13 protein-coding genes are annotated in these 15,535 nt (G+C 60.1%); 5 read left to right on the forward strand and 8 right to left on the reverse strand.

All coding sequences use genetic code 11. The features are described from left to right. The first annotated feature begins 167 nt into the window (after positions 1–167). From CKW14_RS16400 to CKW14_RS16410, 3 genes are read left to right on the forward strand one after another with little or no spacing between them, the layout of a single operon-like run. Positions 168–1,412 (forward strand): exonuclease SbcCD subunit D C-terminal domain-containing protein, encoded by a 1,245-nt coding sequence (locus CKW14_RS16400; RefSeq protein WP_093437857.1) that lies wholly within the window; start codon positions 168–170, stop codon positions 1,410–1,412. After that, positions 1,409–5,050, forward strand: a complete 3,642-nt coding sequence (locus CKW14_RS16405) for an AAA family ATPase (protein ID WP_095050110.1) — start codon at positions 1,409–1,411, stop codon at positions 5,048–5,050. Before CKW14_RS16400 ends, CKW14_RS16405 begins: the two co-directional genes overlap by 4 nt. Then, positions 5,047–5,643 (forward strand): glutathione S-transferase, encoded by a 597-nt coding sequence (locus tag CKW14_RS16410; RefSeq protein ID WP_095050109.1) that lies wholly within the window; start codon positions 5,047–5,049, stop codon positions 5,641–5,643. Before CKW14_RS16405 ends, CKW14_RS16410 begins: the two co-directional genes overlap by 4 nt. Before the next feature lie 88 nt (positions 5,644–5,731). On the opposite strand, the gene CKW14_RS16415 is transcribed toward CKW14_RS16410, so the two are convergent. The 8 genes from CKW14_RS16415 to CKW14_RS16450 form a co-directional block, all read right to left on the reverse strand. Continuing rightward, complete coding sequence (locus CKW14_RS16415) at positions 5,732–5,989, reverse strand: hypothetical protein (RefSeq protein WP_095050108.1); 258 nt, start codon at positions 5,987–5,989, stop codon at positions 5,732–5,734. Continuing rightward, a complete protein-coding gene (locus CKW14_RS16420; protein ID WP_095125769.1) occupies positions 5,986–6,198 on the reverse strand; it encodes a hypothetical protein in 213 nt (70 codons plus the stop codon). Before CKW14_RS16420 ends, CKW14_RS16415 begins: the two co-directional genes overlap by 4 nt. A 270-nt stretch (positions 6,199–6,468) precedes the next feature. After that, positions 6,469–6,648: a hypothetical protein gene (locus CKW14_RS16425; protein WP_007917967.1), complete on the reverse strand. Its 180-nt coding sequence runs from the start codon at positions 6,646–6,648 to the stop codon at positions 6,469–6,471. Positions 6,649–6,804: 156 nt separating this feature from the next. Further along, on the reverse strand, positions 6,805–7,980 hold the full coding sequence (locus CKW14_RS16430) for a lactonase family protein (RefSeq protein WP_095125668.1): 1,176 nt from the start codon (positions 7,978–7,980) through the stop codon (positions 6,805–6,807). Further along, a complete protein-coding gene (locus tag CKW14_RS16435; RefSeq protein ID WP_095050106.1) occupies positions 7,977–8,279 on the reverse strand; it encodes a DUF5629 family protein in 303 nt (100 codons plus the stop codon). Before CKW14_RS16435 ends, CKW14_RS16430 begins: the two co-directional genes overlap by 4 nt. 179 nt (positions 8,280–8,458) lie before the next feature. After that, positions 8,459–10,039 carry an aldehyde dehydrogenase (NADP(+)) gene (locus CKW14_RS16440; RefSeq protein ID WP_095050105.1) on the reverse strand — a complete coding sequence of 527 codons (1,581 nt, stop codon included), beginning with the start codon at positions 10,037–10,039 and terminating at the stop codon, positions 8,459–8,461. Between the two features lie 9 nt (positions 10,040–10,048). Next, a complete protein-coding gene (gene araD1 / locus CKW14_RS16445) occupies positions 10,049–11,041 on the reverse strand; it encodes an AraD1 family protein (RefSeq protein ID WP_095050104.1) in 993 nt (330 codons plus the stop codon). 174 nt (positions 11,042–11,215) lie between these two features. Next, positions 11,216–12,538: an MFS transporter gene (locus tag CKW14_RS16450; RefSeq protein WP_077573249.1), complete on the reverse strand. Its 1,323-nt coding sequence runs from the start codon at positions 12,536–12,538 to the stop codon at positions 11,216–11,218. A gap of 194 nt (positions 12,539–12,732) precedes the next feature. Here CKW14_RS16450 and CKW14_RS16455 point away from each other — a divergent pair, with 194 nt between their 5' ends. Continuing rightward, entirely contained in the window at positions 12,733–14,469 is a 1,737-nt protein-coding gene (locus CKW14_RS16455; protein WP_095050103.1) for an IlvD/Edd family dehydratase, read from the forward strand. A gap of 199 nt (positions 14,470–14,668) precedes the next feature. Continuing rightward, entirely contained in the window at positions 14,669–15,388 is a 720-nt protein-coding gene (locus tag CKW14_RS16460; protein WP_064392969.1) for a FadR/GntR family transcriptional regulator, read from the forward strand. Positions 15,389–15,535: the final 147 nt, after the last annotated feature.

A 15,535-nucleotide genomic window follows, 5' to 3' on the forward strand; every position in this document is an offset into this window, starting at 1 on the left:
CTGAACCATCGTTGCCGACGATCGGTATGAGTAAAACCTGGTTCCGCTTGACAGTCGCTCACCTGCACAACAAGCCCTCCCGCCGCAATAATCTGTAAACTCTCCCCTCTTTCGCCGCCCTTCATTTCCTCGCGGCCATCACCTCTTTAAATGTTGCGGAGTCCACCTTGCGTCTGTTCCACACCTCCGACTGGCACCTTGGGCAAAACCTGCACGGCCAGGAGCGCGATTTCGAGCATGCGTGCTTCCTCGAATGGCTGCTGCGCCAACTGCAACTGGCGCAGCCGGATGTGCTGCTGATTGCCGGGGACATCTTTGACACGGTCAATCCGCCGGTCAAAGCTCAGGAACGCCTCTACGACTTCATCGTCAGCGCCCACGAACAGCAGCCGTTGCTGACCATCGTGATGATCGCCGGCAACCACGACTCCGGTTCGCGGATTGAATTGCCCGCGCCGTTGATGCGCCGTTTGCGCACCCACGCGCTGGGTCGGGTGCTGTGGCTGGATGACGGGCAACTGGACGCCGACCGCTTGCTGTTGCCACTGCCAAATGCCCAAGGCGAAATCGCCGCGTGGTGCCTGGCGCTGCCGTTCCTGCGTCCGGCAGAGGTGACGGGCGCGCATCTGGGCGACAACTATCTGCGCGGCATCGGTCAGGTGCACGAATGGCTGATCGAAGCGGCCAACGCCAAGCGCCAACCCGGTCAGGCGCTGATCGCCATCAGCCACGCACATATGGCCGGCGGTTCGGTCTCGGAAGACTCCGAACGCAGCCTCATCATCGGCAACGCCGAAGCCCTGCCCGCCAGCCTGTTCGGGCCGAGCATCAGCTATGTCGCCCTCGGCCATTTGCACAAGCCGCAGAAGGTCAACGGTGAAGAACGCATTCGCTACAGCGGCTCGCCGATCCCGTTGTCGTTCTCGGAGATCAGCTATCAGCACCAGATTCTCGACGTCACCCTCGACGGCGAAACCCTGGTCAGCGTCGAGCCGAAACTGATCCCGCGCTCGGTCAATCTGCAGCGCATCGGCCCGGCACCGCTGGCCGAAATCCTGCTGCAACTGGCCGATCTGCCGAACATCGATCTGCTCGCCGAAACCCAGCGGCAACCGTGGCTGGAAGTGCGCGTAACCCTCGACGAGCCACAGCCGGATCTGCGCCATCAAGTCGAAAGCGCCCTGCAAGGCAAAGCCGTGCGCCTGGTGCGTATCGCCGCTGAATACGCCGGTAATCGTGGTGCTGACGGCGTCGAAGACGGCACCGCGCTGATCGAACTCGACCAGCTCACTCCGCAGGAACTGTTCAGCCGCGCTTGGCTCGACAACTATGGCAGCGAGGTCGACGAGCAAACGCTGAAGGACTTCGCCGAACTGCTGCAAGACGTACAACTGGAGGGCGAGCAGCCATGAAGATTCTCGCCATTCGCTTGAAGAACCTGGCCTCGCTGGCCGGGCCTTTCGAAATCGATTTCACTGCTGAACCGCTGGCCAGTGCCGGTTTGTTTGCGATTACCGGCCCGACCGGCGCTGGTAAAAGTACTTTGCTCGACGCCTTGTGCCTGGCGTTGTTTGGCGCGGTGCCGCGTCTGAACAACACTGGCCGTGACGCCAAAGTCCCGGATGCCGACGGCGAAATTGCCACCGGCGACCCGCGCACTTTGCTGCGTCGCGGCACCGGCGAAGGTTATGCCGAAGTGGATTTCGTCGGTGTCGATGGCCGTCGCTATCGGGCACGTTGGGAAGCTAACCGTGCGCGCGAGAAGGCCGGCGGCAAGTTGCAGGCCAGCCGGCAGAGCCTGCGCGACATCGATCAGGATCAACTGCTCGCCAGCCAGAAAGGTGAATACAAAACTCAGCTGGAAGCTGCGCTCGGCCTGAACTTCGAACAGTTCACCCGCGCCGTGCTGCTGGCCCAGAGCGAGTTCAGTGCGTTCCTCAAGGCCGACGACAACGACCGCAGCGAACTGTTGGAAAAACTCACCGACACCGCGCTGTACACCCGTCTCGGCCGCCGCGCCTTCGACAAGACTAAAGAAGCCCGCGAAGCGCATAAGCTGTTGCAGGATCAGGCGACCGGCGTGACCCCGTTGGCGCCCGAAGCGCGGGCCGAGTTGGATGAGCGCTTCAATGCCGCGCAACAGCAAATGAAGTTGCAGCAGGCGCAGCTCAAGCAGCTTGAGCAACAGCACGGCTGGCTCAAGGATTTACGTGTGTTGCAGGACGCGCAGCAAGCGGCCGCAGAACAACTGCACAGTGCCCAGCAGCAATCGGAAAGTCTGGCCGGCGAGCGGGTGACACTGACGCGACTGGAGCAGCTCGGCCCGCAGCGGCACCAGTTCGCGCGTAAAACCGAACTCGATGCGCTGCTGACGCCGTTGGCCGCACAGATTGCTGCGCACTCGCAGCAACACGGCGAACTGACTGGGCGCCAAACGCAACTGGAGCAAACTCTGGAAGCGGCGAAAGTCGCCCTGAGCGAAGCGCAGCAACGGCAAAGTGAAAACGCGCCGCTGTTGCGTCAGGCCTTTGATGAGCAAAGCACCCTCGCCCGTCTGGCCAAGGATGTCGCGCAAAGTGCCGAAGCCCGAACCAATGCGCAGCAGGCTTGTACCGAAGGCCAGAACGCCATTCAAGCCTTGCTGGAAAAACAGACCCAGGTCGGCGAACGCCTGCAACGTATCGCCGCCGAGCTTGAGCAGAGTGCTCATCTGGCGCCATTGAGCGACGCGTGGAATGCCTACCGCGATCGCCTGCAACAGCTGATGCTGATCGGCAACCGCTTGAACAAGGGCCAAGCCGAACTGGCGAGCCTCGAAGAAAATGCCACGCGCAGCGCCGCAGAACTGACCACGCAGAAGCAGCAACTGGAAGTGCTGTTCAAAGAGGCCGGCGCCGAACCCGATGCCGTCGCCGAGCAAATCGGCATCCTCGGCACGCTGCTGCAGGACAACCGCAAACAACTGCGCGCCTTCGAAGACCTGTCGCGCCTGTGGGCCACGCAGCAGGATCTCGACAAGCGCAGCACCGAGTTGCAACAGCGTCAACTCAACGCCCAGCAGGAGCGTGATCGCCTGACTCAAGACGGGGTGAAAAGCAAAGCCGAACTGACCGTCGCCGAACAAACCCTCAACGTCACCCGCGAGCTGCTTGAACGCCAGCGGCTGGCGCGCAGTGCCAGTGTCGAAGAGTTGCGCGCGCAGTTGCAGGACGATCAGCCATGCCCGGTCTGCGGCAGCAACGAGCATCCGTATCATCAGCCCGAAGCGCTGCTGCAAAGTCTTGGTCGCCATGATGAAAGCGAACAGGCCAACGCCCAGCAAGTGGTCGATCAGCTCAAGGAAAAGCTCATCGAACTGCGCGCCGAAGTCGGTGGCGTGATTGCGCAACAGAAAGAACTGCTGCAACAGCAAGAACAACTGGTGAACCAGCAGCAAGCGTTGGCGCCAAGCCTCGATGCGCATCCGCTGTCCGCGCAGTTGTTCAATCAGGACACCGACAAGCGCGATGCCTGGCTCGCCCGGCAAAACGAGCAACTGAACCAGAGCATCACTCAGGACGAACAACGCCAGAGCGCCCTGCTCACCCTGCAACAGGATGCCGCGCGCCTGACCCAGCAATTGCGTCAGGCCGAAACCGCGCATCAGCAAGCGGCGCAGCACTTGAGCAATCAGCAGCGCGAGCTGAGCAGCGACCGTCAGCGCCTCGATGAAGAGCTGACCGCGTTCGGCAATCTGCTGCCGGCCGACACCCTTGAAGCCTTGCGCCAGGAACCGGCGGCGACCTTCATGCAGCTAGACCGGCAGATCGCCGAGCGTCTGGCGCAAGTCGATCAGCACAAGGAGGAACAGACCGAACAGCAACAGCGTCAGCAGACGCTGGAGAAAGAGCAGGATCGCCAGCAGACCCGCGTCCAGCAGGCGCAAACGGCTGAGCAACAGTTCAATGCGCTGGCCGAACAGCAACGACTCTGCCAGGACAAACTTGCGCAGTTGCTGGGTGAACACGGCAGCGCCGAACAGTGGCAGCAGCAACTGGAACAGGCTGTGGAGCAAGCGCGCTCTGCCGAAACTGGCACCGCTCAAGACCTGCAAAACGTACGCACGCAGATTGTGCAGATCGCCGCTGAACTCAAGGCGCAGCAACAGAGTTTGCAGGCGCTGCAAAGCGAGGAACAGGATCTGGCGAGCAAGATTGTCGACTGGCGCGCTCGTCATCCCGAGCTGGATGACGGCGGCCTCGAAGACTTGTTGCGCGTCGATGATGAGCAAGTCGCGCAATTGCGCCAGCGCTTGCAGCTCAATGAAAAAGCCATCGAACAAGCCAGGGTCTTGCTGCAGGAGCGTGATCGGTTGTTGCTCGATCATCAGTCGCAACACAACGGCAATCTTGATGCCGAGCAACTCACCACCGCTTTGAGCGATTTGCAGAATCAGTTCAATGTCAGCGAGCAGCAATGCGCCGAACTGCGTGCCGAACAGGCTGAAGATCAGCGCCGGCAGAACGCCAACCAGGCGCTGGCCCAGCAGATCGCCGATGCCTACGCCGAATATCAACGCTGGGCGCGACTGAGTGCCTTGATCGGCTCGGCCACCGGTGACACCTTCCGCAAGATCGCCCAGGCCTACAACCTCGACCTGCTGGTGCACCACGCCAACGTGCAGTTGCGCCAACTGGTCAAACGCTATCGCCTCAAGCGCGGTGGCAGCATGCTTGGCCTGCTGGTGATGGACACCGAAATGGGCGACGAACTGCGCTCGGTACATTCGTTGTCCGGTGGCGAGACGTTCCTGGTGTCGCTGGCGTTGGCATTGGGCCTGGCGTCGATGGCGTCGAGCACGCTGAAAATCGAATCGCTGTTTATCGACGAAGGTTTTGGCAGCCTCGATCCGGAATCGCTACAACTGGCGATGGATGCGCTCGATGGTTTGCAGGCGCAGGGGCGCAAGGTCGCGGTGATTTCCCATGTGCAGGAAATGCACGAGCGGATTCCGGTGCAGATTCAGGTGCAGCGCCAAGGCAATGGTTTGAGCACGCTGGAGGTGAAATGAACACGCTGTATTCCTTCCGCCGTTGCCCGTACGCGATGCGGGCGCGGATGGCGCTGCGTTACTCGGGTGTACCGGTGGACATCGTTGAGGTCAGCCTCAAGGCCAAGCCAGCGGAGATGCTGGCGATCTCGCCAAAAGGCACGGTGCCGGTGCTGAATGCCGGTGGGCGGGTGATTGATGAGAGCCTGGAGATCATGCGCTGGGCGTTGGCGCAGAATGATCCGGATGATTGGTTGCTCAAAGATGACCCAGGTGCGCAAGTCATCATGGACATGCTGATCAGGACCAACGACGAGAACTTCAAAACATCGTTGAACCACTACAAATACGCCGAGCGCTATCCCGCGGAGCCGATGGAGGCCTATCGGATGCGATGCTCAATGATTGCGCATCATCTGGATCTGACGCTGGGTGAATACGACTACCTGTTGGCTGACCATCCGTGCCTGGCCGATATCGCCCTGCTGCCCTTCGTTCGGCAGTTTGCCCATGTTGATCGCGAGTGGTTTGCACAGACGCCTTATGTTCGCTTACAGGCCTGGTTACAGCGCTTCCTCGAATCAGACCTTTTCACTTCAATTATGAAGAAGTAACTCAATGTAGGAGCTGCCGAAGGCTGCGATCTTTTGATCTTATAAAGGCAAGATCAAAAGATCGCAGCCTTCGGCAGCTCCTACAGGGTCAAGCCAGCGCGTTGCACATGCCGAGGGCCATGCAATCTATCTCGAATGGCCCGAGAAAATCCGCCGAGACTTTTACCGGCGGATTGCCGGCCATCAGCCCTAGCGTATTTGCTCTCTCGATATTGTGCGCAATGTTGTGATTGGCCTCTATGGCCCGGGCCAGTGCGCCCACCGAGCCTTGACCGATACCCAATAATGAAGCGCCGTTGGTGAAAAACGCCAAACCGGCGACTACCCAAAGTCTGTAGCCTTTCATGCTCCGCCGACTCCTGCGAGTTCGGCCCGGTCGACCATCACGCTTTGCGAGCGGACTTCGAACTGGATGCCGGGGTGGTCGACTTGAATCGGTGCGTCGAAGGTGTGTTCCATATGCGATGCGATGCTGACGACCAGCACCACGACCAGGTAAAGACCGATGGCCAGGTAGGCGCCGCGTTTGGCTGAATGAAGGATTGCGCTGGCCATGGTGTTCTCCCGTGGGCATGTTTCGATGCCCACAGAATCGATCAAAAAAGCCGTGGCAACCACTCAGGGTTTTCCATAGTAAACATCAGCTTCGTTGATTATTTAGCCAGTCTATTTGCGTGTTTGAACAAACCTATCGGTTTGCGAAAAACACACGCACACGTGTAGGAGCTGCCGAAGGCTGCGATCTTTTGATTTTGCTTTTAAAAACAAGATCAAATGATCGCAGCCTTCGGCAGCTCCTACAGGGAGTTGTGCGCAATGGGCATTTCAGTGTTGGGCTTTGTGATCCAGGGCGGCGTAGAAGTTGGCGCTCTGTTGCAGGTATTTCTGGGTGTAGCTCTGGGTGTGGGATTTTTTGCTGTTGATTTCAACGTTGGCACTGGCTGGCAGCACAACGGTGGCGGAGATGGCGGAAGCGGCAATCACGGAGAAGAGATTGAAGTTCATGGCGGTAACCCTCGTGTTCGGTTGGCTTGCTTGCCCGGTTGGGCTGTGAAGCAAACTTAACGCTCAAGGGTTGATCGCTTGAAATGCTTTGTAGCATTACCGGATATCAGCGCGATTAATACAAAGAGACAGGCCCCTTAAACCGGGGCCTGTGGCTTATTGTCGCACGATAAACTTGAGGTCGCTGGGCGCGTCCATCGGCAGTTTCTGCACGGTTTTGCCGAGCAGACCGGTCTTGCCATCGCGCTCAACGACGACAATTTCGTTGCTCTTCTGGTTGGCGATCAGCAGAAACTTACCGCTCGGATCGAGGCTGAACTCGCGCGGGTGATCACCTTCCACCGAACGCTTTTGCAGCTCTTTGAGCTGGCCGCTCGCCGGATCGATCGCGAACACCACCAGTTGATTGGCGGTGCCACGGTTGCTGACGTAGAGGAACTTGCCATCCGCCGAGGCATGCAACGCGGCGCCGGCCTTGTCCAAGGTCGGTTGACCAGCGGCCAGATCGACCAGTTGCGTCTGGGTCAGCACGCCATCGTGGTAATCGAACACCGCGACCTGCGCGCTCATTTCCATGGTCAGCCAGGCGTGTTTGCCGTCAGCGCTGAACAGCAAATGACGCGGGCCGCTGCCGGCAGGCAACGCCACGGATGCAGCTTTCGCTGGGGTCAGCGGCAGCTCCGGGTTGGCTTTCGGATCGAATTGATAAATGAAAACCTTGTCCGCGCCCAGATCATTGGAGAACACGTAGCGGCCGTCCGGCGAAGAGACCGTCGAATGGACGTGGTTGGAGGCCTGGCGCTCCGGGTTGACCCGGCTCGCCGGGTGCGCGCTCATCTGCACCACCGGTTTGAGTTTGCCGTCAGCACCCACCGGCAGTACCGCCAGCGTTCCACCCGGATCTTCCATCACCGAATAGTTGCTGACGAACAAGTGGCTGGCGTCAGCGCTGAGGCTCGAATGGGTCGGCTCGTTGCCCAGGCTTTGAACTTGATTGATCAGGGTCAGCGTGTGGGTTTTCGGATCGATCGAATAGCTGCTGACACGGCCGACCGGGTCTTTCTGGCCCGGGCCGTTTTCGTTGACCACGAACAGGCGACGCTGGTCTTTGGACAGGGTCAGCCATGACGGGTTTTCGCTCTTGACCACCTGTAGCGGTTTGGCGGCGATCTGGCCGGTGGCACTGTCGAAGTTCATTCGATAGAGGCCCTGGCTGGTGTTGGCGGTGTAGGAACCGACCAGCAACTGGAAGTTCTCGGCGGATGCGCTGGAAAGCCCCATGGCACCGACGCTGCCGGCCATCAGCAGCGGCCAGAATTTACGCATTTTCATTGATTGTCATCCTCGTCATCGCTGCTGCTGACTACGTCGCCATGACAAACCAAGCGGTGTTCGCCGATCGCTTTGGTTTCATTGAAATAACCGACGATCAACCAGCTCTGCAAAGAGTCGTCGAAAGTTGCAGCGGCAACCTGAACCGGGGTGAATTCCCAATGCTTGGCCGCTCGGCCGTCGATGCATTCGATGTGCAGATTGTCGTCTTCATCGAGGAAAAATTCGAAGGCGTGCAAGCCGTCGATTTCGACCATATCGGATTGTTCGAGGACGTCGAGAAGGGTTTGGGCAGTCATGGCAAACAGTCTTTCTAGGGGGGGAAAGGGCCAATGATAGCTCAATGTGATCCAGAGGCCTTATGGGAACCCTTGTGGGAGCGAGCCTGCTCGCGAATGCGGTGTGTCAGGCCATGAAAGGCTGACTGAAAGAATGCATTCGCGAGCAGGCTCGCTCCCACAGGGATATTGGCTGGCAGTTACAGCGCGTCGCGTGAGGACTTGCCGTCAACCAGGCGCTGGATGCGCAGCGGGTTGGCGTTCTTCAGCGGCTCGGGCAGCAAGCTGTCCGGGTAATTCTGGAAGCACACCGGGCGCAGAAAGCGGTCGATGGCCAGCGTACCGACGGAGGTGCCGCGTGCGTCGGATGTCGCCGGATACGGCCCGCCATGCACCATCGAATCACACACCTCGACACCGGTCGGATAACCGTTAAGCAGGATCCTCCCGACCTTCTGTTCCAGCAACGGCGTCAGCTCAGGGAAACGTTCAAAGTCCGCCTGCTCGCCAATGATCGTCGCGGTCAGTTGCCCATGCAGGCCGTGCAATGCGGCACTCAGTTGCGCCTTGTCCGCCACTTCGACAATCACCGTGGTCGGGCCGAACACTTCTTCCTGCAGCACTTCATCGCCATCGATCAACAGGCTCGCATCGGCCTTGAACAATTGCGGCTGAGCCTGATTACCCTGCTGCGGATTGCCGGCCAGATGCTCAATGGCGGGATGCGCCAACAGTTTCTGCAAGCCATTACCGTAGCTGCCGAGGGTGCCGGCGTTGAGCATGGTTTGCGCCGGTTGATCACCGATCAAACCCGCAACCTGCTGCACGAACGCGCTGAACTCTGGCGAGCGGATGCCGATGACCAGGCCCGGATTGGTGCAGAACTGACCGCAGCCCTGCACCACTGAAGCAGTCAAGTCGCGGGCAACCGTTTCCGAACGCTCGGCAAGGGCCTGCGGCAGGACGATCACCGGGTTGATGCTCGACATCTCGGCAAACACCGGGATCGGTTGCGGGCGTGCAGCGGCCATGTCACACAGCGCACGTCCGCCTCTGAGCGAACCGGTGAAACCGACTGCCTGAATCGCCGGGTGCTTGACCAGCCATTCACCGACGCCACCGCCGTAGATCATGTTGAACACACCGGCAGGCATCGCGGTTTTTTCCGCTGCACGAATCACCGCGTCAGCGACCAGCTCAGCCGTGGCCATGTGACCGCTGTGGGCCTTGAACACCACCGGGCAACCGGCGGCCAGCGCCGCAGCGGTGTCGCCGCCCGCCGTGGAAAACGCCAGTGGAAAGTTGCTTGCGCCGAACACCGCAACAGGACCGAGGCCGATGCGGTATTGGCGCAGATCAGGACGTGGCAATGGCTGGCGATCCGGCAACGGCAGATCAATCCGCGCACCGTAGAAATCCCCCCGACGCAGAACCTTGGCGAACAGACGCATCTGCCCGCTGGTGCGTGCGCGCTCGCCCTGAATGCGTCCGGCGGGCAACGCCGTTTCGCGGCAGACCACGGCGACGAAATCATCACCGAGGGCATCCAGTTCATCGGCAATTGCGTCGAGAAACTGCGCGCGGCGTTCGGCGCTGAGGCTGCGATAAGCCGGGTACGCGACAGCGGCAGCTTTGGCCGCTGCGTCGACTTCCTCAACCGTGGCCTGAATGAAATCGTGCGGCAACTGTTCGCCCGTCGTGGCATCGACGGAGTGCAGTTTGACGTCGCCAGCGGCGCTGCGCTGACCACCAATGTAGTTGTGACCGAGAATCTGAGTCATGGGATCTCCTTAAAGGGTGCCGATGCTGTCCGGTACAAAAGCCGCTGGAACCGGAACGATGCCATTGACCAGCGGCGCGCCGAATTCGGCCTGGCTGATTTCGAAGACGTCGCCCGGCTGGGTGCGGATGCCATCGGCGAACGACAGGGTCGCGGTGCCGAAGAAGTGAATGTGCACATCCCCCGGACGCAGGAACTGGCTGTACTTGAAATGGTGGTATTCGAGGTTGGCGAGGCTGTGGCACATGTTCGCCTCGCCGCTGAGAAACTCGTTCTGCCAGAGCACTTCGCCGTCACGCAGGATGCGACTGGTGCCTGCCAGATGTTGAGGCAGTTCACCGGTGCGAAGTTCCGGGCCGTAACTGCAACTGCGCAATTTCGAGTGCGCGAGGTACAGGTAATTCTTGCGCTCCATGATGTGATCGGAGAACTCGTTGCCCACCGCAAAACCCAGGCGATAAGGCTTGCCGTCGTTGCCAATGAGGTAGAGGCCGGCCATCTCTGGTTCTTCGCCAGCGTCTTCAGCAAACGGCGGCACCGGGAACGGCTGACCCGGGCGAACGACAATACTGCCGTCGCCTTTGTAGAACCATTCTGGTTGCACACCGGCCTGCCCCGCCGCCGGTTTGCCGCCCTCCACACCCCATTTGAAGATGCGCATGGTGTCGGTCATCGCCACTTCGTCGCCGGCCTGCTGGTGCATCTTGTCGCGGGCCGAGGCGCTACCCAGGTGAGTCAGGCCAGTACCGCTGACCAGCATGTGCGCCGGGTCCGGGTGATCGAGGGGCGGCAGGATGCGCAGTTGCGCGAGCAGTTCGGCGTAGTCGTGGCTGATGCCGAGGCCGAGGATCTGCACTTGCTGTTCCAGCGTGTTGCCGGCTTCGATGGCGGCGAGCGCCAGATCGCGCACGCTGCGCGCGTCTAGCACTTCGCGCACCAGATCGTTGTCGACCACGCCGACGCGGCGTTCGCGGTTGCTTAATTCGAATTGAACCAGATGCATATGTCCTCTCCTTTACACAAAACTTCGAAACACTGCAAAACCCTGTGGGAGCTGGCTTGCCAGCGATGACGGCGGCACATTCAGCATTAATGTGTCTGACAGATTGCTATCGCTGGCAAGTCGAGTCGTCGCACCGCAGCTCCCACAGGTTCGGTGGTGATGGGTCGATGGGGTTCAGGTGCGGGTAGCGCCACGGGCGCTGGCGGCAAATTGGTCAACCGGGAGCACGTGTTTGCGTTCCAGCACGCGGTAAACCACGCCCGTCAGGATCAAGCCGAACACCATCACGCCCGACAGGAAATACAGGCCGGACGCGAGATTCCCGGTGTACTCCTTCAACGCCCCGATCACGAACGGCCCGATGTATCCGCCCAGGTTCCCTACCGAGTTGATCAACGCGATCCCCGCCGCCGCACTCGCGCCGGCAAAGAAGCGCCCCGGCAAGGTCCAGAACACCGCTGTGCAGGAAAACAGCGCAAACGCCACCAGACACAACGCCGCCAATTGCGCCACGGGCAGCGACAGCCACGCACTCAGGAACAAGCCAATCGCGCCCAGCACATAAAGAACAGCCAGATGCCCGTAACGATCATTTAAACGATCGGAACTGCGCGGGATGATGAGCAAGCCGATTATCCCGAAGATATACGGCACCGACGACACAAAACCGGTGACCAGATCACTGCCGCCGAACTGTTTGATCAGCGTCGGTAACCATAGACCGAGGCCATAAATGCTCAACGTCACCGGCAGATAAAACAGCGCCAGCAGCAACACACGTTTGTCTTTCAGCGCATGCAGCGGGTTGCCGTGGCGGGTCTGGCCGTACTCCTGCAGATCCTTTTTCAGCTCACCGGTCAGCCAGTCTTTCTCGGCTTGATCCATCCATTTCACTTGTTGCGGACCGTCAGGCAACCAGCGCAGCACTGGCCAGGTCAGGAGGATCGCCGGGGTGCCGATGACGATGAACAGCCACTGCCAGCCGTGCAGGCCAAGGACGCCGTCCATGCCGAGCAAACCGCCGGACACCGGGCCGGTGATCATCATCGCGATCGGCTGGGAGAGGATGAACAGGCCAAGGATCTTGCCGCGATGGCGCACCGGGAACCATTGGGTGATGTAGTAGAGAACGCCGGGGAAGAACCCCGCCTCGGCCGCGCCGAGCAGAAAGCGCATCACGTAGAAACTGTGCGGGCCCTGAACGAAGGCCATGCCGATGGTGATCGCGCCCCAGGTGATCATGATCCGCGCAAACCAGCGCCGTGCGCCGAAGCGTTCGAGCATCAGGTTGCTGGGGATTTCGAGAAGGAAGTAGCCAATGAAGAACAGCCCGGCACCGAGGCCGTAGGCGGCGTCGCCGATGCCGATGTCAGCGCCCATGTGCAGCTTGGCGAAGCCGACGGCGGAGCGATCCACATAGGCGATCAGGTACAGCAGGATCAGGAAGGGAATCAGTTTCAGCGTAATGCGCCGGATTAGCCGCAGTTCCTGGCTCATGAGATCGGTCTCCGATTGTTGTTTTTATAGAACCTCGGGGGACGCCTCTCACGGAAAAACCGTCAGGGCCATCCCTCCGTCGAAAACGACTATATAGTAATACTAATTCACCAACAACACTTCCAAACCTAGGATTTTGCGCTTAGATTAGGCCGTAGCTGGAACACTATAGTCATACAATAAGAGAATCGATCATGTCTGATAAGAAACCCACCCTGCGCTCCGCCCAATGGTTTGGCACGGCCGACAAGAACGGCTTCATGTACCGCAGCTGGATGAAGAATCAGGGCATCGCCGACCACCAGTTCCATGGCAAGCCGATCATCGGCATCTGCAACACCTGGTCGGAACTGACCCCGTGCAACGCGCACTTCCGCCAGATCGCGGAGCACGTCAAACGCGGGGTGATCGAGGCCGGTGGTTTTCCAGTGGAATTCCCGGTGTTCTCCAACGGCGAATCGAACCTGCGCCCGACCGCCATGCTCACTCGCAACCTGGCGAGCATGGACGTTGAAGAGGCCATTCGCGGCAACCCGATCGACGGCGTGGTGCTGCTGACCGGTTGCGACAAAACCACTCCAGCGCTGCTGATGGGCGCGGCGAGTTGCGATGTGCCGGCGATTGTTGTGACTGGCGGGCCGATGCTCAACGGCAAGCACAAGGGCAAGGACATCGGCTCGGGCACCGTGGTCTGGCAGCTCAGCGAGCAGGTCAAGGCCGGCACCATCACGATTGACGATTTCCTTGCGGCCGAGGGTGGCATGTCGCGTTCGGCAGGCACTTGCAACACCATGGGCACGGCGTCGACCATGGCCTGCATGGCTGAAGCACTGGGCACTTCCCTGCCGCACAACGCGGCGATCCCGGCGGTGGATGCGCGACGTTATGTGTTGGCGCACATGTCCGGTATGCGTGCAGTGGAGATGGTTCGCGAAGATATGAAACTGTCGAAGATCCTCACCAAGGAAGCCTTCGAAAACGCCATCCGGGTCAACGCCGCCATCGGTGGTTCGACCAACGCGGTGATTCACTTGAAAGCTATCGCTGGACGCATCGGCGTTGAACTGGATCTGGACGACTGGACCCGTATCGGTCGTGGCATGCCGACCATTGTCGACCTGCAACCGTCTGGGCGTTTCCTGATGGAAGAGTTCTATTACGCAGGTGGTTTGCCGGCAGTGCTGCGGCGTCTCGGTGAAGCCAATCTGATCCCTAACCCGAATGCACTGACGGTCAATGGCAAGTCGATTGGCGAGAACACCAAGGACGCGCCGATCTATGGCGAGGACGAGGTGATCCGCACCCTAGACAATCCGATCCGTGCTGACGGCGGCATTTGCGTATTGCGCGGCAATCTGGCGCCACTGGGTGCCGTGCTCAAGCCGTCCGCCGCGACCCCGGAATTGATGCAGCATCGCGGCCGCGCGGTAGTGTTCGAGAACTTCGACATGTACAAGGCGCGGATCAACGATCCGGAACTGGAGGTCGATAAAGATTCGATTCTGGTGATGAAGAACTGCGGGCCGAAGGGTTATCCGGGCATGGCCGAAGTCGGCAACATGGGCTTGCCGGCCAAGTTGTTGGCACAGGGTGTGACCGACATGGTGCGCATTTCTGATGCGCGGATGAGCGGCACGGCGTACGGCACTGTGGTTTTGCACGTGGCGCCGGAAGCGGCGGCCGGCGGGCCTTTGGCGACGGTGCAGGAAGGCGACTGGATCGAGCTGGATTGCGCCACCGGGCGGCTGCACCTGGATATTCCGGATGCCGAACTGGCGGCACGCATGGCGGATCTGCAGCCGCCGCAGCAGTTGTTGGTGGGCGGGTATCGTCAGTTGTACATCGACCATGTGCTGCAGGCGGATCAGGGCTGTGACTTTGACTTCCTGGTAGGTTGCCGAGGCGCTGAAGTGCCCCGCCACTCTCACTGACCTTCTCCACCGATCGTTCCCATGCTCCGCGTGGGAATGCCTCAAGGGACGCTCCGCGTTCCAGCTCTGAAATGGGACGCAGAGCGTCCCGGGCAGCATTCCCACGCAGAGCGTGGGAACGATCATTACCCGCCTCAAGATTGTCTGGTGCCTGCTATGATGCGCGGCATCTCCATCGCTCAGGATCGCGCCACTCCCCATGGATTACCGCAAACCTTCCGACCGCAAAAGCATGCATTCGCGCATCGTCCAGGAACTGGGCATGCAGATCGTCTCCGGACGCTTCTTGCCCGACGACAAACTGCCCGCCGAAGCCCTGCTCTGCGAGGAGTACGCGGTCAGCCGGCCGGTGTTACGCGAAGCCACGCGGGTGCTGGTGGCCAAGGGGCTGGTGTATTCCAAGCCTCGGGTTGGCACGGTGGTCAAGGCGCGGCGCGAATGGCACATGCTCGACCCGGACGTGCTGCACTGGCTGATGCAAAGCAGCCCGCAGAATGAATTCTTCAATGTGCTGACCAGTGTGCGCAGCATTATCGAACCGGCGGCTGCCGCCCTCGCTGCTCAACATGCGACCGAGGCTGATATTGCCGCGATTGGCGAGGCGTATCAGCGCATGGAAGCGGCGCCGACGCCGGAAGCGTTGTTGCAGCCGGATCTGGATTTCCATAGCCGGATTGCCGATGCGACACACAACGACTTGTTGGCGAATCTGTGCAATATGTTGTCGGTGGCGATTGCCGAGGCGTTGAAGCATTCGAATCAGCGGCCGAATCTGCATGAATTGGCGTTGCCACGGCATAAGGCGATTTTGACGGCGATCGAGAATCGTGATGCGCTGGGGGCTCGGCATGCGACGTTGGTGCAGCTGGATGATGCGCGTAGTGCTTTGAGTGTCGTGCTTGGCGCTGAACTCACTTAAGGCTTGAGACTGCTTGCCCTCACCCTAGCCCTCCCGAAACGTCGGACCGCCCAGAGGTAGAGGGGACCGATTGGGGGATATTCGGGATTTCCGCCGACTTGAACGATTTGCAGTGAATCCATAACCGACTGCCATCTCAAGTCGAAT

Origin of the sequence: Pseudomonas sp. Irchel s3a12, from assembly GCF_900187485.1 — a bacterium.
GTDB classification, from domain to species: domain Bacteria; phylum Pseudomonadota; class Gammaproteobacteria; order Pseudomonadales; family Pseudomonadaceae; genus Aquipseudomonas; species Aquipseudomonas neuropathica.